The sequence below is a fragment of the Acinetobacter sp. NIPH 817 genome, from assembly GCF_000368405.1.
GTDB lineage: Bacteria > Pseudomonadota > Gammaproteobacteria > Pseudomonadales > Moraxellaceae > Acinetobacter.
The window spans coordinates 1,902,418-1,925,770 of record NZ_KB849420.1; the positions used below are offsets into that span (position 1 = coordinate 1,902,418).

Below are 23,353 nucleotides of genomic sequence, written 5' to 3' on the forward strand. Positions count from 1 at the left end.
ATTAGTATTTAATGCCTTTTTTAATCTTTTAGATAAATGAACAATTTAAGATAAAGACCAAAAATAATTTTGGTCTCATCGCCCTAATTTTTAAATAATAACTTGCTGGTTATTGATTAGATCATTTAAATTAACGTTTGTATTATTCAATGTTAACAACAATGAACTACTATACGTCGTTCCTACACCATCCCTATCAATATATAACTGTGTATTTGAACCACTCACAACAGTTTTTATAAATGGTTCCAAACTAGTAAAGCTATAAGTACCAGAATAACCAATTAACAGATCACCAATATCAATTTTATCTGCATTTGTATTTGATGTGGTATTACCAATAGTGAAATCAGACCAGACATCTGTACCATTTCCACCCAGAGCATCAGATTGAACTAATAATTGATACAGTGCTGTATCAGCACCAGTTCCGCCGTTAAGCTGATCATTTCCACCTTGTCCATCTAAAATGTCATTACCAGCTCCACCATTTAAAGCATTTACTCCACTATTACCTGTAAGAGTATTATTTAATGTATTACCTGTTGCATTGATGGCTGTTGAACCACTTAAAGTTAAATTTTCTAAATTATTGCCTAATGTATAAGTAATAGAGCTCAGAACCGTATCTATACCTTCACTAGCATTTTCTGTAACAATATCGCCAGAGTTATCAATTACATAAGTATCATTACCTAAACCACCAAGTAACTTATCAGCTCCTGCTCCTCCATCCAGATAATCATCACCTGCGCCACCAGTTAAAGTATTAATTGCACTATTACCAGTCAGTACATTATTAAGTGTATTACCCGTAGCGTTAATAGCACTTGTTCCTGTCAGGATTAAATTTTCCACATTATTACTTAATGTTAGAGACACTGAACTTCGTATAGTATCAGTACCTTCATTAACATTTTCAGTAATTACATCACTTATATTATCAACAACATAGGTATCATTGCCTAGTCCACCTAGTAATTTATCTGCACCTACGCCACCATCCAGATAGTCATCACCAGCGCCTCCTGTTAGAGTATTGATAGCACTATTTCCTGTTATGGTGTTATTCAGTGTATTTCCCGTTCCGTTGATTGCAGTTGTGCCAGTTAATGTGAGATTTTCCACATTATTTGCTAATGTATAAGTAATACTACTTTGAACAGTATCTGTACCTTCATTAAGGCTTTCACTAACAATGTCGGTTGCACTATCTATAATATAGATATCATCACCTTTTCCACCGTACATTGTGTCGTTACCAGCCCCACCATTTAGAGTATCATTGCCAGATTGTCCATAAAGAACATCATTACCTGCTTGTCCTGTTAGGGTGTCATTCCCTGAAGCCCCATATAAGGTATCAGTATTGCTTGTTCCATTTATTGTTTGATTTTGAACAACAAATGTTAGCTTAAACACATCAGAAACTGATTGGTTAGCAATATCTTTGACTGTAATTTTAATATTTAACGGCATTGTGTTATCAGGTGAAGTGCCACTCAACACTCTCGTAGTTGGGTTGAAACTAAGCCACGATGGTAATGGAGAGCCATCTTCTAAGGTAGCCGAATACGTTAATGTATCACCATCAGGGTCTTTGAATGTTGTTGCAGGAACGGTATAGCTAAATGCTTTAGCATCCGTCACGCTTTGATCTGCAATTGCATTTAACAATGTTGGAGCTTGGTTCGGTAGACTAACTTTTAAATTAAATGAGGTGGCGGTACTATAACCATACATATCTGTTCCCCAATAAAAGAACGATAAGTTGCCAGTCACATTAGTAGGAGGAGTACCAGATAAAGTTTGTGTTGTCGCATCAAAACTTAACCATGATGGGATAGCTTGATATTGTCCACTACTATCTTTAGTCGTTAAGGTAATTTTGTAACTTAAAGAATCCCAGCTATCTTGATCAATAATAATATTATTAGCAAATTTATAACTAAACTCACTATCTTGATTGCTTGTAATTAAAGGTATAGCTGCATTCACAGTTGGGGCATGGTTTGTTAAAGCTCTATTAACCAATGCATCAATATCATTGGTGCCCCAGACGTCTCCAGAGTCAAAAATAATCTGGTCCATTTTATATGTTGTATCTTCGGTATCTACAGCATAATAATTTGAAAGCCAAATATGATCATTTGTACCTTTAAAACTAAGATATACGCTATCGCCATATTTTTGAGCAGATACATCATTAGCTGAATAACCTTGAATTTTTAATATATTTACAGCATCAATATTATCTTCAAAGCTATAGGTATCGGTACCACCACCTCGGCTAAAAATATAAGTATCATTTCCAGCTAAACCATCAATATAATTATCTTGCTCATTTCCAACAATGATATTATCAAGATCATTACCAAATCCTGTTTTAGCATTACCTTTTAAAATAAGATTTTCGATGTTATTTTCTAATATTTTATAACTATCTGTTAAAACTGGATTTCCATTTTCATCTTGACTAATAAAGCGTGCATCTTCCCAACGTTCAAGAGTATCTATACCACCATCAACATCTTCAACAATCTGGTCTCCGTCTATAATGTAAGTAACACCATTATCATCAGTTTCAATCGTTTCGGTTGTATCAACAACATAATAGTCATTACCTATACCTCCTTGCATATAGTCACTACCTGTACGACCATCAATATAGTTATTGCCACTATTGCCAATTAATTTATTATCAAATTCATCTCCATAGGCATTAATATTCTGGTTACCTAATAATGTAACAGCCTCAAAATTATTTAATGCAAGATCAAAATTTTTAGCAATATAAATTGTATCGTAACCACCATTTTGGTCATTTTCTTCATAAGTATCTTGTTCATCAACAATAAAAGTATCATCACCCGAGCCACCCACAAGATGATCTGTCCCAGCTCCACCATCTAAATAAGCTCCACCATTTCCAGCCTTCAATGTGTCATTTCCATCTCCTCCATATAAAAACTGTATATTTGATGAAAGAGAATAACTTACAATAATATCATTACCATCATCGCCATATGCTTCAGTTTTTTGATTACCTAAATAAATATAATCATCACCCTCTCCACCATAAACAACATCTTTAATATCATAGATATTACGCGCTAAATTTATATTTAAATAGGGACTATTACTAATTTGATTATTAGACAAAGGATCATAAGTATAAATTACATCATTACCAGCTCCGCCACTTATTTTGTCAGTTGCAAAGACATCAGGTGTAATGATTACATCATCCCCCTCTCCTGCATAAACTTGACTAGATCCTAAACCAGTATTTATTTGATCATTACCATTACCTGCATAGATAATATCTCCAGATCCAGCACCACCGACATAATCAGTTAAACCTAAAATAATATCATTAGAAGCAGTATATTCTGAAATAACTTCACCCTGTGAAAGAAAATCACCAAAAGAAAGTTTTGTTTTATTAAAAGCATAGGGATTGAGTTCTAAATTAAATTTAAAACCAGAAATTTCCACATCCATATTTTTCAAATTTTCAATATCATTAGGATTAAAAACTCCACCAATTGAAAACTTATAATCCATATTTTTAAGTTCTTTTTGTGATTGATCTCTAATTAATAGTCGAATTTCACCTAATGAGAAATCATAATAGATACTTGAAATTCTCTCGCTATATTTATTGTAGTTATAATACTTAACTCCATTATAATCACTTGAAAATTCAGATAAAGAGTTTATAAAAGGACTAATAACCATGTTAGCTTTTTCTTGTACAAAATTGCTTTCATGGATATCAGAAGCATTATGAATATAAATACTTCCTTTAAAATCTGAATCAAATATCTTAGTATTTCTTCCATTTACTTGATAGGAGTCATATCCTTCTCCACCATAAAATTCACTGTTATTATTTCCTATTAAATTATCATCTCCCTCTCCTCCATAAAGGAATCCAATATTACCTGGATCAACAATAGCATCATTACCATTGCCTCCATATATATAATCAACACCACTTCCACCATAGATTTTATCGTCACCATTTTTTGAATATACAGTATTATTAAAATAAGGATTACCCACTATAATATCATTTCCATCACTACCATCATGAAGAAAATTTATTTTTTGGCTTAAATCTTCTGGATACCATACAGTATCGCTAAATTGTATTTCTTTTATATTATAATTCAAAATAAAATCAGTAATAGCGACGCTTGAATCAACCCCATAAAATATATTTAAATTATTATCAACAATCTGTAACTTTATATTTTCTGAACTTACAGATAAAAACCTTAATACACTTACATCTGTATCATTAATTACATTGTTATATCCTAATATATCAAATACATATTCATCTTCTCCATTTCCTCCTTCTAAAATATTATTGCCTTGTCCACCACTTAAAATATCATTACCATCTCCACCGTATAATTTATCATCACCATCTCCACCGTAAAGCACGTCTCTACCAATATCTCCAAAAATTTGATCATTGCCAGTGCCACCCTCGATAATGTCATTTCCATCGCCAGCTTCTAAATGGTCATCATCATCCCCACCTTCTAAATGATCTTCACCAGCACCACCGAAAAGTTGATCATTGCCAATGCCCCCTTTAATGACATCATTACCATTTCCACCTTTAATGATGTCATTTCCATCACCACCTTCAATAATGTCATTTCCATCACCACCTTCTAACTGATCATCACCTTCACCACCTTCTAACTGATCATCACCTTCACCACCAAAGAGCTGATCATTACCAGTGCCCCCACTAATAAAGTCATTGCCAGTATCCCCCTCTAACCTATCATCCCCTTCATCGCCAAAGAGCTGATCTGAACCACCAAGACCTTTGATAGTGTCATCGCCAATTCCACCATAAACAATATCTTCACTCTCAGAGCCTGTTGTTTGATCATTTCCTCCTAACAAGTGATATTCATTGGCCTGATATTGCGCATACGAAACAACATTATTTCTAATCTGTTGAATATCAACAATGTCACTTAAATCGGAGTTTTCATAAATTAAATTATCATCTTTAATATAACTATTAGTGAAAATTAGATATAACCCTTGGATTCCATGCCAAGAGGTATTCAAAACTTTATAACTTAGTCCTTCACGTTCTTTTAAATAGGTATCAAGATGAATAACATAATCATTCTGAATTGTATTATTTAAATTTGTATTTACATTATATTCATTGCGATTAAAATGAAGATATTGATTATAACCACCCGTAATATTATTTCCATATTCATCTTTAACTATCTCTCCATCAGTCGTTAATTGGGTTTCACGACCATCAGCAAAAGTTAGCTTAAACTGGGGTAAAACAGCATTAGGATCTTGACTTATAGTTGGGCTAATAAGACTAACTGCATTGTTATACCAATAGATATTTATATTTGAAAAATTGAAATTTCCTTCTAAATAATAGTGATTTTCTCCAGAACTATCTAAAACTTTAACTTCCGAATCTCTTACTTGAATATGATAGATATCATTTCCTTCACCCCCAGATAATTGATCATTTCCTTCATTACTTATGAAATAATCATCACCTTTACCACCAAAAATGATATCGTCTCCGGCACCACCATCTAAAGTATCATTACCATCAAAACCAGATAAACTATCTTTTCCATTGCCGCCATAAAGCTGATCATCACCATCAAATGCACGATTTTTAATCACATCACCTACAAGGAAATCATCTCCGTCTCCTCCATATATAATATCTGAACCTCCATCACCACGAATATTATCATTCCCAGCATCACCATATAACGTATCATTATTATGATATTGGATATCTATCTGATTACTATCACCATAAATATAATCATTATCTTTTCCGCCATATATTATATCTCTGCCACCATCTCCAAAAATTGTGTCATTTCCTTCCCCACCGTAAAGCAAGTCGTCTTTATGATATTGAATATTTATACTAGTTTCATCACCCTCTATATAATCTTCACCCTCTCCGCCATATATAGTATCTGAACCTCCTTCTCCCCAAATCAAATCATTTCCATTACCACCACTAACAGTATCATCTCCATGATATTGAATATCTATATTAATGCCATCTCCTGAAATTCTATCTTCGCCATCACCACCACTTATTGTATCATTGCCTCCCTGTCCCCAAATTTCGTCATTTCCGTCGTTACCCTCAATATTATCTTCAGCATGGTATTTACCATCTAACTCACTATTATCACCGAATATTAAATCATTACCATTTCCACCTTGAATTGTGTCTTTTCCACCATCACCAACAATTTGATCATTTCCATTACCACCATATAAATAGTCATCGCCGTGTATATCCCCAGCTAGATTAGGATGATCTCCTGCGATTTGATCATCATCATCATCACCATAAATTTCGTCACTTCCTAAATTCCCCCAAATTTGATCTTTTCCAGCCCCCCCATAAACAAGATCATGACCAAAACGACTATAAGTCTTAGGTTCAACCGGCGGAGCTAAGGTATCTATTGAATCATTTAAATCAGCTTGAATAATGTCATCGCCATCACCACCGTAGAGTTCATCGCCCTCTAACCCGCCAGTAAGCTCATCATCCCCTTGCCCACCAATAATTTGATCAGCACCATCGCCACCATATAAGATATCTTTATTTTCTCCCCCATATAAATAATCCTTACCATCCATTCCATAGATAGCATCATCACCCACTTCACCATATAAAAAGTCTGTATCAGATGAACCCAAAATAATGTCATTTCCTATACCACCATAAGCGATATCACTACCAGCATAGCCATGACCGTAATTTAAAGATTCTAAAAGATTATAAATATAATACTTACCATTTTTCCCTGTATAATAAATATCAAAAGAGGGCAGAATCTGTTCTGTAATTTGTCCTATACTATTATTTGTATAATGTGAAAATCTATTATTATCGCCTAAATTAATTTCAAAATTAAAATTTAAAATATTATATTCTTTATCTAAGTCTGTGAAACCTGTATCTGCATCTCCCATTTGATTCAATAATGAATCTTTAACAGCATTTAGTCTGTTTGAAGTCATAATGATATCATTACCAACTCCTCCATAAACCTGATCTCTACCACCACCCGAAAATACAATATTACTATCTTGATCTGAAGTAACTACTCCAGCGTAAATAACATCATTCCCACCCCCTGTAGAAATCAGATCATTACCATCACCAGCAATAATTACAGCATCCTCATTGGTTGCATGAATAAAGTCATTTCCTGAAAAACTTGCTACATAACGTTCACCAAAAATAATATTATTACCCTCTGATCCAAAGGCATAAATCGAGGTATCGGATGGTGGAATACTATTATTCTCTAAATCACCGAAATTAAGTCCTAATGCCCCATTTTTAAAATATTTTATAATAATACTATTGTTGTCATCGTCTTTACTAATGACTACTTTTTGTGTTCTAGCTACCCCATCAAAGTCTTCGACTAAAGCTAGTGAGTATTGTCCGTCAGCACTTTTCCATAGTTTATTATTAATTTTTTCTCCGACTGAAAGAGCTATAACATCTATTTTTATTTGACCATTACCATCTAAATCATAGATAGTATCGCGCCCAAAATTCCCATTAAAAATATAAGTATCATTGCCTCTTTCATCGACTAAATTATCACCACCTTCTCCGCCATCTAAAATATCATTCCCCATTCCACCATTCAGGTAGTCACTATCTTCAGCACCATTTAACGAATCATCATTACTCCCACCATATAAGGCATCAGAATATTTTGTTCCAGTAAGTGAATCATCCCCATCACCAGAAACAATAGAAATACCTTTTTGAATTAATAAACTCTTCGCCAAATTTATAAGGTTAATTAATTGTTCATTTAAATTTAATGAAGAAGGTAAATTGGCTATACTCAATAGAATTGATTTTTGTAAAACTAAATTCGTTAACTCTCCATCACTCAAATTATCTTGTTTACTTGAGCCGTAAATGATTGCACGTCCAGAATTATCTACATAACTAATAATATCATTTTTAATTAAAGTTTCTAATGCTTCTAAAAGCTTTCCAGTATCTGGAATAGGTATATTATTAGGTAAAGATGATGAATAATCTTTAGCTTCCGTAATTAAACCTTGCAAATAATTTTCTTGTTTTATTAGAGATGGTAAATCACTTTTATCAAGATCAATTTTCTGCAATTTGTCTTTTTCATCAAATATTATATTTACAGTTTTTCCTATATGATATGGATCAATAGCTCCTTCCGTAAGTAAGTTCGTTAATTGAGCAACCTTATTATCAGATTTATAATCAAAATTATCATCTACAGGAATTACTGAAATATTTTTAATTTGAAAAGATCCATCTTTTCCAACAATAAACTGAGCATCTGGATTAATAGTAAATGACATTGAACCAAACACATAAGATCTATCAACATAATCATTACTACTTGTATCAAGACCATAATTTAAAACCCCAAGCTGAGTTTTTTCATTAGTAGGATAACCAGGATAACCTATCTCTTTAAAAAAATTCTCAGTATTATAAACTTTTCCAACTTCTAGTTTATCAGCATATTCACCTGCCAAAAACTTCCTTATTCCCGTAAAATTGCCCAAACCCACATAACGCCCAGCTCCAGTAGCCATAAATTCAATTGAATTTATATGGGCTTCAGTTACCAAGTTATTACGATCAGAAGAAATAATTTTATCATCAAGTAAATTTTCTGGTTTTATACGCTGCCCATATAAATAATAACTGATCATTTCAAACATATTAATAATAGAACTCACACACACCCCTTAACTAAAAATAATCATATTAAAAAATATTACTTAAAAAATTAAAATAGATTCATAAGATCATTTCAACACCCCAGCCTTACCAAAAAATATAAAATTATTTAAATTAAAAAAACACAAAAGCATAACAAATCATCTATATATTTTATAAATTTAATATTATCAAAAATACTATTTAAAAAATTTAAATTAATATAGTTTATTTCTTTTTCTTAATGAAATATCTTCACCACTTTGAGTTTCACTAGAGTTAAATACTTGCTCTTCTTCTGAAATAGTACCACATGCAGTTACCAATATTCTCCTAACAAATGGATATATATCTTTTCTTAGAGAAGCCATACTCATACGTATCCCATATCTTTGGATATGTTCTGGCTCATTAAGTGCTAAATTTTCATATAACTTCATAATATAAATATTATCAATATTTTGACCATCAATTTGATCCAAATTTAAATCAGGTTCTTTGGTGCTATAATTTTTTTCACCTTCTTTCATTCTTTTCATATTCCCTATCATTTTTAAATCAATTGTTTTAATCGATTTAAGGATTTCTTTATTATCACAACAATGCTTATCAATAGAGTATTCTTCTATACTATAATTACTGTTACTTATTTTCTTCAAACTTGAAAGTGGATAAATTGTTCGCCCATAAGTTATTACAGAATAATTTATTGGCAAGCTTTTCAAATAATTAATATCCACACGATTATCTTTTGTCCATAAACTTTTTAAATTATTCTTATTTTCGTTTAAATTTTTGCATCTTCTTTTATCTTTCTTACAATCTTTATTATCATAATATTCCTGCATTGTTGCCACTGCCACAATACCCATATTATCTTCGAATGTTTTATCTAATTTTGCAGTACTTATTACTTTAATAATTTCCCCCTTATTATTAAAATTAAATTTAGAAATATACATTGTATTATCATACACATTAAATCCTTCACGACCGGCCCTAATCCAATGTTCCATTTCTATAGCCAAAAAATCTGCTTTTAAGTTTCTTAACTTTTCTTCATCAGTAAGATACTTATTCTCACTTGTACAAAATCCTTTTTCTTCATTTTTATTAATTATATATTTTTGATATTTATTATTTAAAAATTTAAATATCAAAAAAAACACAAAAACAGCAAAAAAAAATATTTTATATTTCTTCACTTGCAACCTCTTTTATTTTCAAGTAGTCTATTTGGCCTTATTTTATCTACTTCATTAAACAAACTAAATGTCCGATTCATATAATTTACAACACCAGATATTTGTTCAATATAATGCATAAGCTCAGGAGTTTTTTCTGCTTGAATTAACTTAACTGATCGTGATGGATCAAAACCATCAAACTGACAGTAAAATAAAGGATCACCACGTTTTAATATTAAATCCTTTGATGTGTCGTACCATTCAAACGCCCACATTAATGGTCTAGGCCAAATATGAATTGGGAAACGTCCACCAAAAATAGTTCCAGGTAAAGGATTTTTACGATAATGTGCAAATGCATCGAGTTGAGTTAGATACACGACTTCATCAGCTATAAAACAGTAAGGCAATTTAAGCTGAAGAATTGGCACTTGGGGTGTCCGCCATTCATTTTCATTTACCAACGTTAGCAATTCACGTAATTTATTGGCTCGAACAGGTGACTGGTCGCCTAATACATTAACTAAAGTCGGTTTTCCGTTTGCATCTCGGGCGAATCTTAAATGAAAATCAAAAGGACAATTCACCACGAAGTAGCGACTTTCAAGTTGTAATACCGCAGGACAGCGACTCGCTGACTTCGCATGCTTGGTTTCAGATGATTTTGAACGCATTCGATAAGGTGGTTCATAAAGTAATGCAGACTTATCATCTACCAGAAACCAACCTACCTGGATTACGCCTTCCCCTATGATCTTATCTTGATCATCAATTGTAAAATTAAGAAACATTAAGAATTTATATTTTCATTTTAAATACATTATTTTAACACCAACTATACAAAACTGTCTGTATATTTCTAGCACAACAGAATGATAAATATCAAAAAAATTATGCTCTTATAGCTCATATTTGTTCTGCTATCTTTTTTATTATTAAATCTTAAAAAATTAAAGAATCTGTATTACATTCAATTTACTTAAACTCACGAAAAGTCAGAAAACAATATGTTAAAAATTTTAGGGCGCGATAACTCCATTAATGTTCGCAAAGTCTTATGGTTGTGTGAAGAACTAGATCTTGAATATGAAAGAGAAGACTGGGGACGAGGCTTTCGCTCGGCACAATCACCTGAATATTTGCAATTAAACCCAAATGGACAAATTCCTGTAGTTTTAGATGGTGATTTAGTCCTTTGGCAATCCAACAGCATTATCCGTTATCTGGCCAATGCTTACGATAAAGAGCAGCAGCTTTATCCTACTCAAGCAAAAGAAAGATTCTTTGTTGACCAATGGATTGATTGGCAAGCGATTGAGCTGAATAACAGTTGGACTTATACGATTATGTCCCTGCTTAGACATTCTCCAGATCATCAAGATCCAAAGTCGTTAGAGCAAGGTATTGATGACTGGAATCATCATATGCAGATTCTTGATCAACAACTCGCAAAAACTCAGGCCTATGTTGCAGGTACTGAGTTCACTCTAGCGGATATTCCAATTGGTCTATCTGTACAGCGTTGGAAGGCCACTCCTTTTGACCATCCAACGCTTAAGAATGTCGACCAATATTTTGAACGTTTAAATCAACGTGCGGGTTTCTTAAAATGGGGAAATAACGGCGAACCTTAATTTTTAAATAAGCTTTAAGCCGAGTGATGGCGCTTCAAAATGCCATCACTTAAAAGTTGATAGACCTGTTTTAAATCATTTCGATTTGCTTGAGCCAATAAGTCTTGATGCATGGTCAAGATATTTTGATCGCCACGCATTGCAGGCCCAGTTTGCATTTGCTTTGGATCATTTTCAGTGGCTTTTTTTGCTGTTTCTATAATTAAAGGATAAAGTAAACTAAAGTCGACCTGCTCTTCATCTACAATTTGCTTTGCCATATCAAAACAATAATTACTAAAGTTACAAGCGAATACAGCCGCTAAGTGTAAAGTTAAACGTTGTTTTGAGGTGTATTGATATACTCGACTACTTAGGCTATTTGCTAAATCTGAAAGTAGCTCCTGATCGACATCTCTTATTGCTTCAACAAATAACGGCGTTGCAGACCAAATAACATCTCTTTCTAAGCTAAATGTTTGTAATGGATAAAACACCCCTGCTTTTTCATGTACATGACTGATGACTTCAATATCAGTACTGCCCGAGGTATGAACAATAAGTGTGTCAGGAAAGAATTCATGAACTTGTTTTACAAGCTCTGCAATTGCACTATCTGAAACCGCTAAAATGATAAGATCGGTTGATTGGAATTGTTGAAGAGACTGGCAGGCTTTTGCTTGAATTTTCTCTGCAAAATCTTGGGTTTTATCAAAATCACGCGCATAGACTTGTACGATGTTATGACCTTGGCCCAATAAAGCCTTTGCCAAATGAAAGGCAACTCGCCCACTTCCAACCAAACTGATTTTCATATCAATCCAATATTATTTGTCTCAACAAAAAAGCTTCTCAAAATGAGAAGCTTTTTTCAAATTAAAATATCTAATTTTTCATAAATCAGAATATTATTGAGCTATTGAAAACTCGATACGACGGTTTTTAAAACGTCCTTCTTCTGTTGTATTCTCTGCAACAGGCTGATCAGAGCCATGACCTTGTGCAACTAATTTAGACCCGTCTACACCTTTAGATGTTAGATAGTCGACTACTGCTTGAGCACGGCGTTGTGATAAAGCTTTATTTGCTGCTGCATTACCCGTCGAGTCAGTGTGACCACCCACATTTAATTTCACACCACTGACTTTACTTAAAAGTGTTGCAGCTTGATCAAGAATAGCTTTGTTGTCTGCTGGAATATCGCTTGAGCCACTCGCAAAGTTAATGATTTGCAAGTTAAGTGCTTTTACTAATGCATTTACATCGACATTATTCGGATCAATTGAGCCTAGAGCAGTTTGCGAAGCAGTTAAGCTATTGCTTACAGATTGCTCAGCTGTTGCTGGTGCTTCGCCTACAACCTCAGTATGTGGCACCAATGCTTTTACTTTTGCAGTTAAAGCTTCTAATGCTGCCGCATCACCCGCTTTCAAAGTAATTTTGTCGCCCACCCATTCTAGAGATGCATTTGGCACACCTTTTAATGCACCTAACACACCAGCAAGTGCATCTTTATCTGTGAATGAAGCTGCATGGGTCTGGCTTGTATCAACATCACAGTCTTTAGTTGCTGAAAGCACTTGTTTCACTTGAGTTTGTAAAGTAGCCAAGAAGCCTTGATCACCAATACCTGCCTGACACTGACTCACTGCACCTTTATCATCAGTGCTTAAAATTAAGCTAGCTGGTGCCGCTGCAGCTTCAACACCACTTGCAGCCGTCGGTTCTGGGGCTGGTACAGCTTCTTTATGCTGACAAGAACGCCATAACCAAGCAATGATAAGCCCCAGAATAATGAGGGCAATAATCGGTAAGAATCCACGAGACTTACCTGTATTTTCAGTTGCTGCAGCTAATGGCGGGGCTGCTGAAGTTGCATGTGGAACTGAAGATAAACCTGCACCAAGTCCTAGCGGAGCTAATAGACCCACTGCCCATGCTGGTAAATATGAACGAATAGTATCTGCATGCTGGCGCAAGTAATTCACAATACTTTGCTGGTCATTTCCTGCAACATCTGAAATTGCATTAAGGCTGGGTTTAATTGCACTGTTGAGCGTGCTTTCAATTTCATTATTTGGTGCTGTACCACTTAAATGGGTAAGTACAGTATTTTTGATTTGGTCATTATGAGAAAAAAGGTCTGATAAGGAAGGAGCCAAACTATTTTTCAATTGTCCGATAAGATCAGGTTTAGCAGCTAATAATGAAAGTAAAATTGGATAAAACTTAGATAAAGCATTCGATTTTTCGCCTAGGTATCCATCCTGTTCATTTAATAATATTGAAGATACTTTTTCTTTAAGCAATTCTATAGGGTTTATCGACATTGGTTATTCTCCCGAATCTTATACGTCGTAACCAGCAATTTTTGATTATTCAAATACTTCTCTTTGCTGATAGTTTTTTATTCTAATCTTCCTTCAATCTTTTGTTGTTTTTTATATAATTTATATACAATTTTCCATCTAGTATTTACAAAACAGGTAGATCATATTGATCTACCTGTTTATATTTTAAATTTACTTTAACTAAGCACTTTATCAGTTAGCAAAAGTTTGAAGTACTTTACCCGTCAAGGTTTGACCCAATAATGGGGTATTTTTTCCTTGAGATAAAATAGTGTCTTTACTTACTGTCCAGCTTAATTCAGGATCTACCAACACCCATCCAGCTTCATCTTCCCAACGCGAGGTCATATTCGCAACCTGTGCTGGAACACTCGTAACTTTAGCAACCCATTCAAGAGGTTCAAATAAACCTTCATTAATGAGTTGGACACCTAAAGATACATAAGTATCAAAAGCAGTAATACCCGGCTGAGTTTCAGCAAATGGCGCCATTTTTGCCGAACTGCTTAAAGGTTCATGGTGCGTACAAATTGCATCAATTACGCCTTCTTTTAATCCTTGACGTAAAAGTTCTTTATCTTGCTCAGAACGCAATGGTGGGCGAACGTGTGCAAGTGAATTGAAACCGTCGATTAAGTGTTCGGTTAAATGTAACTGGTGCATGGCAACATCAGCAGTTACAGGCAAACCTTTTGCTTTTGCTGCACGAATTAATTCAACCGATGCACCACAAGACAACAAACCAAAGTGAGCTTTGACGCCAGTTGCTTCAATCATAAGCAAATATTTTGCAATCGCTACAGTTTCAGCAAGCGCCGGAATCATTGGCAGACCTTGGCGAGAAGCAATAAAGCCTTCGTGTGTACATCCATCTTTAGCAATCTGTGGTTCTTCGGCATAGAACACAACCGTTAAGCCAAGACCCGCTGCATATTCCAAAGTACGAATAACCACATCATCATTTTCAAAAGCAGCGTTAGCATTTGAAACAGCAGTACAACCACCCTTTTTTAGGCCCGCCATATTTGCTGGTTGTTTACCATTTAGACCTTGGGTTTGAGCACCGATAATATGCATATGAATGCCGCCATCAAGCCATGCCTTTTCAATCAAGCCATGAATAAGCGCACCGTTGTCTTGTACAATCGGTTTTGAGTCTGGGGGAGTAATCACATGCAAAATACCATTAGCACGAGCTGCCTTACCTTCAGATTTAAGTGTACCGTGTTGCTGTTGACCCGGTTCACGCAAACGCGCGCACAAATCAACCATGGTTGGCATTAACCATTTACCTTGTCCATCAATGGATTGTTCAACTTGCTCTACTGGAGCAACCAACTTGCCATTTTCAAGATATACAGTTTGTACGCTGTCTGTTTTTTGGACTGGGTCTAACACACGTACATTTTCAATTTTTACAATACTCATGTGATCCATTCCTTACAACGTAATCGCTTCAATTAAACCTTGCTCTTGGAGTTGGCCTTGCATTGATAACGCCAATACGGCCATACGAACAGCAATACCATTGGTTACTTGTTTCAAAATAACCGACTGGTCTCCATCTGCAACACTTGAGTCAATTTCTACACCACGATTCATTGGTCCCGGATGCATCACGATACAGTCCGGTTTAGCTAGACCTAGACGCTCTTTGTTTAATCCATACATTCTGTAAAATTCAGACTGTGAAGATAATGCTGGAGAATCAATACGCTCATTTTGAATACGTAGGGCAATAATCACATCACAATCTGCGATCCCTGCATCCATATTGTTGAATAAACGAACGTGTTCACCATATTCTGAAAAGCCCACTGGCAATAATGTATTCGGTGCAATCACACGAATATCTTTACAGCCCAATGTTTGCAGAGCAGCCACATCCGAGCGTGCTACGCGAGAGTGTTTGATGTCTCCAATAATAGCAACACTCAACTCTTCAAAAGGTTTCTTTGTTTCACGGCGAATCGTAAGCATATCAAGCATCGCTTGCGTTGGATGAGCATGACGTCCATCTCCAGCATTAATAATCGCGACCTTTGGACATACATCTTTAGCAATGAAATGTGCAGCGCCCGAAGATGAATGGCGTACAACAAAAATATCGGCAGCCATTGCTTCAAGGTTCCAAAGCGTATCTCGTAGCGTTTCACCTTTTGATGTACTTGAACGTGCAATATCAATATTCAATACATTGGCAGACAAGCGTTTTGCTGCTGCTTCAAAAGTAGTACGGGTACGGGTGGAGTTTTCAAAGAAAAGATTCATCACCGTCAACCCTTCTAAGAGCGGACGATTAATTAAATTATTATTATCATCTAAAAAGCTTTGTGCGGTATCTAAAATCTTCGTGAGGTTTTCTTTTGAAAGTCCCTCAATTGTTAAAAAATGTTTTAAATTTCCGTCCTGATTGAGCTGAACCTGGCTCGGCTGATGCAACGCTGCAATATGCATAATGGATTCCTATGGGTCGAATCGCGAAAACGTGCATAGTGTAGCTGAATTCCGCTCTTTTCGCAGAAGAACTTTACAGAATAAGACCCTAAATTGACCAAAATTTAAGGTCTTATTCGAGATTACCTTAAGGCACCAATGTAATGGTGTGGAACTTGTGCCCGATAAATGTCTTCGGCTGTTATTTCTGGCTCTTCATCCGCCTTAGTAACAGCGGGCGTTTCTTTTTGAGAAGATTCTGGCAGTGTTTCAACTAATGATCTTAATCGCTCAACACATCGTTTTAATTCATCATCCTCTGTTTCTAACGCCACCGTAATTACATATTTTGCATAATCTTTATTTTGAATCACATACATTGCATCTATTACCCGCCCCGTTACCCGACGCATACGTACATATATTTGTGTGGCCACTGAGAAAGCATCTGCATTAGCAATAAAACCATTCCCCATCATGTCTTTCATTTATAACGCCCCCATCCATTAAAATTATAAAAATGGTTAAAAATCGACTTTGTCTGTTAAATAAATAACCATCAATTATCTTGGTCTAGCAAAATACATACCAATTACAAGGTATTACTCTTTAAAAATCAGTTTATTGGTTGCTAAATGATAGGTTGCAATAATTTAAAAACCTTTAGACATCAAAATAAGTTAAACTTTGCATCGTTAATATTTATATGTTTTGGTCAATCGAGTTTATGAATACCTCTTTACGTTTAAACCACTATTGGATTACTTGTGCTGATGGTTTAGAACCCCTCTTACAAGAAGAAATAGAACAACTTGGCACCAAAGTGACAGAACGTAAAGCAGGACGTTTAATCATTGAAGGAACGCTTGAACAAGCTTACCGCATCTGTATGTGGTCGCGTCTCGCGTCTCGTGTTTTACTTCCTATTCATACTTATGAACTTGATTTTACGCATGATGCACGTGATGTCGCAGAAGAACTCTACGAAGGTGCAATGAGCTTTGACTGGTCACTTGTTTTTGCACCACAAAGTACCTTTGCAATTCGCTTGCATGCAGAACGTGAAATCATGGTCAATTCGCAATTTGCTACACTGCGTGTAAAAGATGGTGTTGTTGATTCCTTTATGGAAGCTGTAGGTCGCCGTCCTAGCATTGATACCAAACAACCAGAAATTACGATCTATGCTTTGGCAGGTAAAACTGAACATACTTACTGTCTAGATTTATCAGGTGATTCACTCCATAAGCGTGGTTACCGCCGTTACATGACAGATGCACCAATTAAAGAAAACCTTGCTGCGGCAATTTTACAAAAAGCTCAGCTCAAACAGCGTAATCCAGAGATCGTGCTTGACCCAATGTGTGGTTCGGGCACATTCATCATTGAAGCATTAATGATTTTAACTGACCGTGCACCGGGACTTGTTCGCCGTTTTGGATTTAATGGCTGGCATGGTCATGACCGTGAACTTTGGCTTTCACTTAAAGCAGAAGCAGCAGAACGTCACGAAAAAGCACTTCAATTACCTTTACCTAAATTTTATGCCTACGATGCAGACTGGGAAGCGATTAAAGCAACCCGTGAAAATATTATTGCAGCAGGCTTTGAAAATTTATTAGGTCAGATTCAAATCGAAGAGCGTACTTTAGCTGACTGGCCAGATTTTGCTGCTGAAGGCAAAACTGCATTTATTGTCACTAACCCGCCTTATGGTGAACGTTTAGGTGAAAAAGCTTCAAACCGTTCTCTATACTTAGGTTTATCAGCGCTTTTACAAAAACATTTCCCAAATCAATATGCAGCGGTTATTGCAGCTCAAATTGAACAATCTGATGTTTTGGCATTTGAAGCGCCTGAAACCTTACGCTTAATGAATGGTAAGTTGCCAATTTATATTCGTTTCGGTGTAATCAAACCTGAAAAAGTAACTCAACCATTTTTAGCAACTTGGCAAGCTCAACCTATTGAAATGGAAGAAGCTCAAGACTTCGCTAACCGTTTGCAAAAAAATATGACTGCCTTGAAAAAATGGGCAACGAAAGAAAATGTTTATTGTTTACGTTTGTATGATGCAGACTTACCTGACTTTAATGTCGCTGTTGACTTATATGGTGACCGTTTACACGTTCAGGAATACGCACCACCAAAAACAATCGATCCAGAAAAAGCTAAAAAACGTTTTAATTTAGCGCTTGCTGCAATTCGCGCTGTTACTGGTTTAAACCGTGATGCCATCTTTATTAAGACACGTGCACGCCAAACGGGTACAACTCAATATACGAAGCAAAGTACAGCTTCAAAACGTTTTATCGTTCAAGAAGGTAAAGCTAAAATTTTAGTTAACCTGACTGATTACCTAGACACGGGTTTATTCCTTGACCATCGTCAAATGCGTTTACGTATTGCTCAAGAAGCACGTGGTAAACACTTCTTGAACTTATATAGCTATACGTCTACTGCAAGCTTACATGCTGCGCTTGGCGGTGCTGCTAGTACAACAAGTGTGGATTTATCTAACACTTACCTAAACTGGTCAAAAGAAAACTTTGTTTTAAATGGCTTAACTGTAGATCATGCAGATGAACAACACATGTTCTTTGCCAGCGACTGTTTTGAGTGGTTAAAAGAAGGTCATGAACAATACGATCTTATTTTTATTGACCCGCCGACATTCTCAAACTCGAAAAAATTCTATGGTACATTCGATGTACAACGTGACCACATCTCGCTTATTAAACGCGCAATGAACCGTTTACACAGTGAAGGTACGCTCTACTTCTCGAATAACTATCGCGGTTTTGAAATGGACGAAGAGATCGAAGCTATTTTTCAGGTTGAAGAAATTACTTCTGAAACCATCGGCCTTGATTTTAAACGTAATCAAAAAATCCACCGTGCATGGAAAATTCAGCACCCTGGTCTAGATCAGTATTAATGAGACTAGAGGTTATTATTACTTCACGGTAATAATAACCTCACCATGAACATTTTTTGACTCAAAATCATATTTAGTAAAACGGTCTGCTCTTTCCGGTAACGCAATCATTTCTAACTTCTTCTTTTCTTTGCTATCAACAACATGATTCTGTTTTTGTTCTTGATACGGAGAAAGTACGCTGGTTCTAAGCGCATTCCATCGAACTTGCTGTAAATAGTTATCTCCTAACGCCTGCTGTACTTGTTGTTGTTCTCTCGCAGGCTTTTTGGCATCGTCCTGAGCTTTGGCAATAATCACGGGTAAAGATGCGGTTATCGCCCCTGTTTGAGTTGCAAGCGCACTTTCCGACATTGGTTGTGCTGCCCATGTAGTTGATAATAATACAGATACACCGCTCAAAATTCCCAGCATATATCCTTGTTTATTGTTCATTTCATTCATCCTAAAATTGTTATTGTTTGTTATATCAAACAAAATTAACAATTTTTTAAGCATGTCGCAATGTTATAAATAAACTTCCCGACCATTAACATTGATCATTTTAAAACCTGATTTTTTTCACAGGCATTTAGTGAATATTCAAGCATTTTTATAGATTTTTATCCCAGACTTGAATGACACCCTTAAATCACTTACTGTAATTTTATAATTTATCTGCAAATTGATTTTATTTATAAATAAACACCATTCGAGGTGAAATAATGCTTCAGCACTGCTGCCAACTATTAGAAGATCTTCAACTCAAAATTGCCTTTATTGAAAGTGCAAGTTCCGGTTATTTAACCAGTCAATTTTCTATTCATAAAAATAGCGGTGCAGACATTTTACTGGGTGGTTTAGTAAGTTATGACCCCAGCATTAAAATTAGTATCTTAAAAGTTAATCCAAAGTTAATAGAGACTTACACAGCAGAGTCACCACAAGTTACAGAGGAAATGTGCAAGCGGGGACAAACGTTATTTCCAAAAGCCGATATTATTGTAAGTTGTACTGGGCTATTAAAATCTGGAGGAAGTGAAACCTCAGAAAAACCCGTAGGTACCTTTTTTATCTGCATTTCTTATCAAGAATGTATTTATCATTACCATTATTTTTTATCTGGCCATCCCGAACAAAAATTAAAGACATTAACTCAGAAAGTTTCAGACACCTTAATTGCTTTACTCACATCAAAAACCCAAATAGTCTCGACATAAAAAAAGAGAATATGTTTCCATATCCTCTTTTCGGTTTTAGCAGAACAAACTTAGCTGAGTTTCATTTTATCGAAGACTAACTGACCATTTTCACCTTTTACTAAAATGGTGTCACCTGCGACAAAATCACCCGACAAGATTTTTTGAGCCAATGTATTTTCAATCTGTTGTTGAATCGCACGTTTTAATGGACGCGCGCCATAAACAGGATCGAAACCGGCATCAATCAATAAATCAAAAGCAGTGTCATCTACAGTTAAACTCATATCACGATCAACCAGACGTGAACGTAATCGATCCAACTGAATATCGGCAATGCCTCGAATTTGTGCTTTTTTGAGTGAATGGAAAATCACCAGTTCATCAATCCGGTTAATAAATTCCGGACGGAAATGCTGAGTTACCGCATTCATTACAATGGTACGCACTTCATCGTCTGTTGCACCCTCACCTAGCTCACGTACATCTTGTGAACCTAAATTCGAAGTCATCACAATAACCGTGTTTTTAAAGTCCACTACTCGACCTTGAGAGTCAGTTAAGCGACCGTCATCCAACACTTGTAGCAAGATATTGAATACATCTGGATGCGCTTTTTCAACCTCATCAAACAACACCACACTATATGGCTTACGGCGAACAGCTTCAGTTAAAACACCGCCTTCTTCATAACCTACATAACCTGGAGGTGCACCCACTAAACGACTCACCGAATGTTTCTCCATGAATTCACTCATGTCGATACGAATCATGGCATCATCACTGTCAAACAAGAAGTTCGCCAGTGCTTTTGTTAACTCGGTTTTACCAACACCTGTTGGACCCAAGAACAAGAATGAACCACTTGGACGATTCGGATCAGACAAGCCTGCACGTGAACGACGTACAGCATTCGAAACGGCTACAACAGCTTCATCTTGCCCTACAACGCGGTCATGTAAAAAGCCTTCCATATTGAGTAGCTTTTCACGCTCGCCTTGCATCATTTTAGCAACCGGAATTCCTGTTGCAGCACTCACAACTTCGGCAATTTCATTTTCAGTCACTTTAGTACGAATAAGTTTTGGCTCTTCGTTCTCTTCTGCAACTTCATCTTGCTCAAGTTGTTTTTGAAGCTCTGGAATTACACCATATTGTAACCGTGCTGCTTCAGCCAAATCACCCTCACGCTGAGCCTTTTCAAAAGCAATACGCGCTTTATCAAGTTCAACCTGAGCCTGTTTAGTGCCTTCTACCAAAGTTTTTTCAGACTTCCAGATTTCTTCAAGATCGTTGTATTCTTTCTCGACTTCAGCAATCTGTTTTTCAAGATGAGCGACTTCGGCTTTACTGCCTACATCTTCATCTTTTTTTACAGCTTCCAATTGCATTTTCAACTGGATTAAACGGCGGTCCAGCTTATCAAGCGCTTCTGGTTTAGAGTCAATTTCCATCTTAATACGAGAAGCTGCTTCATCAATCAAGTCAATTGCTTTGTCTGGTAATTGACGATCTGTAATATAGCGATGAGACATTTTTGCCGCTGCAATAATCGCCGAGTCTAAAATCTGTACGCCATGGTGAGTGGCATATTTCTCTTTTAAACCACGCAAAATCGCAATGGTATCTTCAACGCTTGGCTCATCAACCAATACTTTTTGGAAGCGACGTTCTAAAGCTGCATCTTTTTCAATATATTGGCGATACTCATCTAAGGTTGTTGCACCCACACAGCGCAACTCACCGCGCGCCAATGCAGGTTTTAACATATTACCTGCATCCATTGCGCCATCACCTTTACCTGCGCCTACAAGCGTGTGTAGCTCGTCAATAAACAGGATGATTTCACCTTCGTGTTTTGCCAAATCTTTTAAAACAGCTTTTAAACGTTCTTCAAACTCACCACGATATTTAGCACCAGCAAGTAATGAACCTAAATCTAAAGATAAAACACGTTTGCTTTTTAAGCCTTCTGGTACTTCACCATTGACAATACGCTGTGCCAAACCTTCAACAATAGCGGTTTTACCAACACCTGGCTCACCAATAAGAACGGGGTTGTTTTTTGTACGACGTGATAAAACTTGAATGGTACGGCGGATTTCGTCATCACGCCCAATCACCGGATCAAGTTTTCCAGATAAGGCACGCTCAGTTAAATCAATCGTATATTTATTAAGTGAGTCACGTTGATCTTCGTGATTATTACTCATGACTTTATCACTACCTCGAATATGTTCAATTACTTTGCGTAGACTGTCGGGAGTTACACCTACGGCACTTAAAATATTTTTAGTTTCGCCTGTCTCTGCTAAGCCTAATAGCACCCAATCAGTTGACAAAAATTCATCACCCGCCTTTTGCGCATATCTATCTGCCAGATTAAGCGCCTTAACAGCTTCAGGGTTTAAATTGACATCCCCAGTCGGATTCGCAATGGTCGGAGCATCTTTTATAGCTTGCTCAAGCTTTTGTTTAAGTTCAGGTAACCGTGCACCTGCTTGTTGCAACAAACTAATATTTGATGGCTCTTCTAATAGGGTACTCAAAATATGAATACCTGCGATCGCGGTGTGGTCTTTACCCATCGCTAAAGATTGAGCATCTGAAAGGGCTTGCTGCAAGCGGTTTGTAAATTTTTCAAAACGCATTCTTGTTATTCCTCACAACAAATTTGTACTTGTCTAATAGATGGGAACACTTTTTCGGATTTCAAATAAATTTATATATATTTTTCATAATGTTATTAAAATAACAACGAGTAAAACTCCATTATAATATGGGATTGTTTTGTATATATTTCAAGTACAGTTCAGCTACATTTTATTAAAATACTTGAATATTTAGCTTCATGCTTAT

The 23,353-nt window shown here is 35.9% G+C and carries 13 protein-coding genes; 3 read left to right on the forward strand and 10 right to left on the reverse strand.

Annotated features, from left to right (window positions below; all coding sequences use genetic code 11):
• Positions 1-90 precede the first annotated feature (90 nt).
• From F968_RS20770 to F968_RS12665, 3 genes are all read right to left on the reverse strand, one after another.
• On the reverse strand, positions 91-8,811 hold the full coding sequence (locus F968_RS20770) for a putative Ig domain-containing protein (RefSeq protein WP_004793643.1): 8,721 nt from the start codon (positions 8,809-8,811) through the stop codon (positions 91-93).
• A 198-nt stretch (positions 8,812-9,009) separates the two neighbouring features.
• Complete coding sequence (locus F968_RS12660; RefSeq protein WP_004793647.1) at positions 9,010-9,996, reverse strand: hypothetical protein; 987 nt, start codon at positions 9,994-9,996, stop codon at positions 9,010-9,012.
• A complete protein-coding gene (locus F968_RS12665) occupies positions 9,993-10,769 on the reverse strand; it encodes a hypothetical protein (protein WP_004793648.1) in 777 nt (258 codons plus the stop codon). The genes F968_RS12660 and F968_RS12665 overlap by 4 nt, the downstream gene beginning before the upstream one ends.
• A gap of 216 nt (positions 10,770-10,985) precedes the next feature.
• Here F968_RS12665 and F968_RS12670 point away from each other — a divergent pair, with 216 nt between their 5' ends.
• Positions 10,986-11,612 (forward strand): glutathione S-transferase family protein, encoded by a 627-nt coding sequence (locus tag F968_RS12670; RefSeq protein WP_004793652.1) that lies wholly within the window; start codon positions 10,986-10,988, stop codon positions 11,610-11,612.
• A 14-nt stretch (positions 11,613-11,626) separates the two neighbouring features.
• Here F968_RS12670 and F968_RS12675 read toward each other — a convergent pair whose 3' ends face one another.
• From F968_RS12675 to F968_RS12695, 5 genes are all read right to left on the reverse strand, one after another.
• On the reverse strand, positions 11,627-12,406 hold the full coding sequence (locus F968_RS12675) for a Rossmann-like and DUF2520 domain-containing protein (RefSeq protein ID WP_004793654.1): 780 nt from the start codon (positions 12,404-12,406) through the stop codon (positions 11,627-11,629).
• A 93-nt stretch (positions 12,407-12,499) separates the two neighbouring features.
• Positions 12,500-13,921 carry an OmpA family protein gene (locus F968_RS12680; protein WP_004793657.1) on the reverse strand — a complete coding sequence of 474 codons (1,422 nt, stop codon included), beginning with the start codon at positions 13,919-13,921 and terminating at the stop codon, positions 12,500-12,502.
• 213 nt (positions 13,922-14,134) lie between these two features.
• Positions 14,135-15,370, reverse strand: a complete 1,236-nt coding sequence (locus F968_RS12685) for a dihydroorotase (RefSeq protein WP_004793658.1) — start codon at positions 15,368-15,370, stop codon at positions 14,135-14,137.
• Positions 15,371-15,382: 12 nt separating this feature from the next.
• Entirely contained in the window at positions 15,383-16,399 is a 1,017-nt protein-coding gene (locus F968_RS12690) for an aspartate carbamoyltransferase catalytic subunit (RefSeq protein ID WP_003652674.1), read from the reverse strand.
• A 122-nt stretch (positions 16,400-16,521) separates the two neighbouring features.
• Positions 16,522-16,866, reverse strand: a complete 345-nt coding sequence (locus F968_RS12695; protein WP_004793661.1) for a hypothetical protein — start codon at positions 16,864-16,866, stop codon at positions 16,522-16,524.
• Positions 16,867-17,105: 239 nt separating this feature from the next.
• Here F968_RS12695 and rlmKL point away from each other — a divergent pair, with 239 nt between their 5' ends.
• Positions 17,106-19,316, forward strand: a complete 2,211-nt coding sequence (gene rlmKL, locus F968_RS12700; RefSeq protein ID WP_034596304.1) for a bifunctional 23S rRNA (guanine(2069)-N(7))-methyltransferase RlmK/23S rRNA (guanine(2445)-N(2))-methyltransferase RlmL — start codon at positions 17,106-17,108, stop codon at positions 19,314-19,316.
• 18 nt (positions 19,317-19,334) lie between these two features.
• Here the strand turns inward: rlmKL and F968_RS12705 are convergent, their stop codons facing one another.
• Complete coding sequence (locus F968_RS12705) at positions 19,335-19,751, reverse strand: hypothetical protein (RefSeq protein WP_004793664.1); 417 nt, start codon at positions 19,749-19,751, stop codon at positions 19,335-19,337.
• A gap of 269 nt (positions 19,752-20,020) precedes the next feature.
• Here F968_RS12705 and F968_RS12710 point away from each other — a divergent pair, with 269 nt between their 5' ends.
• Entirely contained in the window at positions 20,021-20,515 is a 495-nt protein-coding gene (locus tag F968_RS12710; RefSeq protein WP_004793667.1) for a CinA family protein, read from the forward strand.
• Positions 20,516-20,565: 50 nt separating this feature from the next.
• Here the strand turns inward: F968_RS12710 and clpB are convergent, their stop codons facing one another.
• Positions 20,566-23,145, reverse strand: coding sequence for an ATP-dependent chaperone ClpB (gene clpB / locus F968_RS12715; RefSeq protein WP_004793668.1), 2,580 nt, complete (start codon positions 23,143-23,145; stop codon positions 20,566-20,568).
• Positions 23,146-23,353 lie beyond the last annotated feature (208 nt).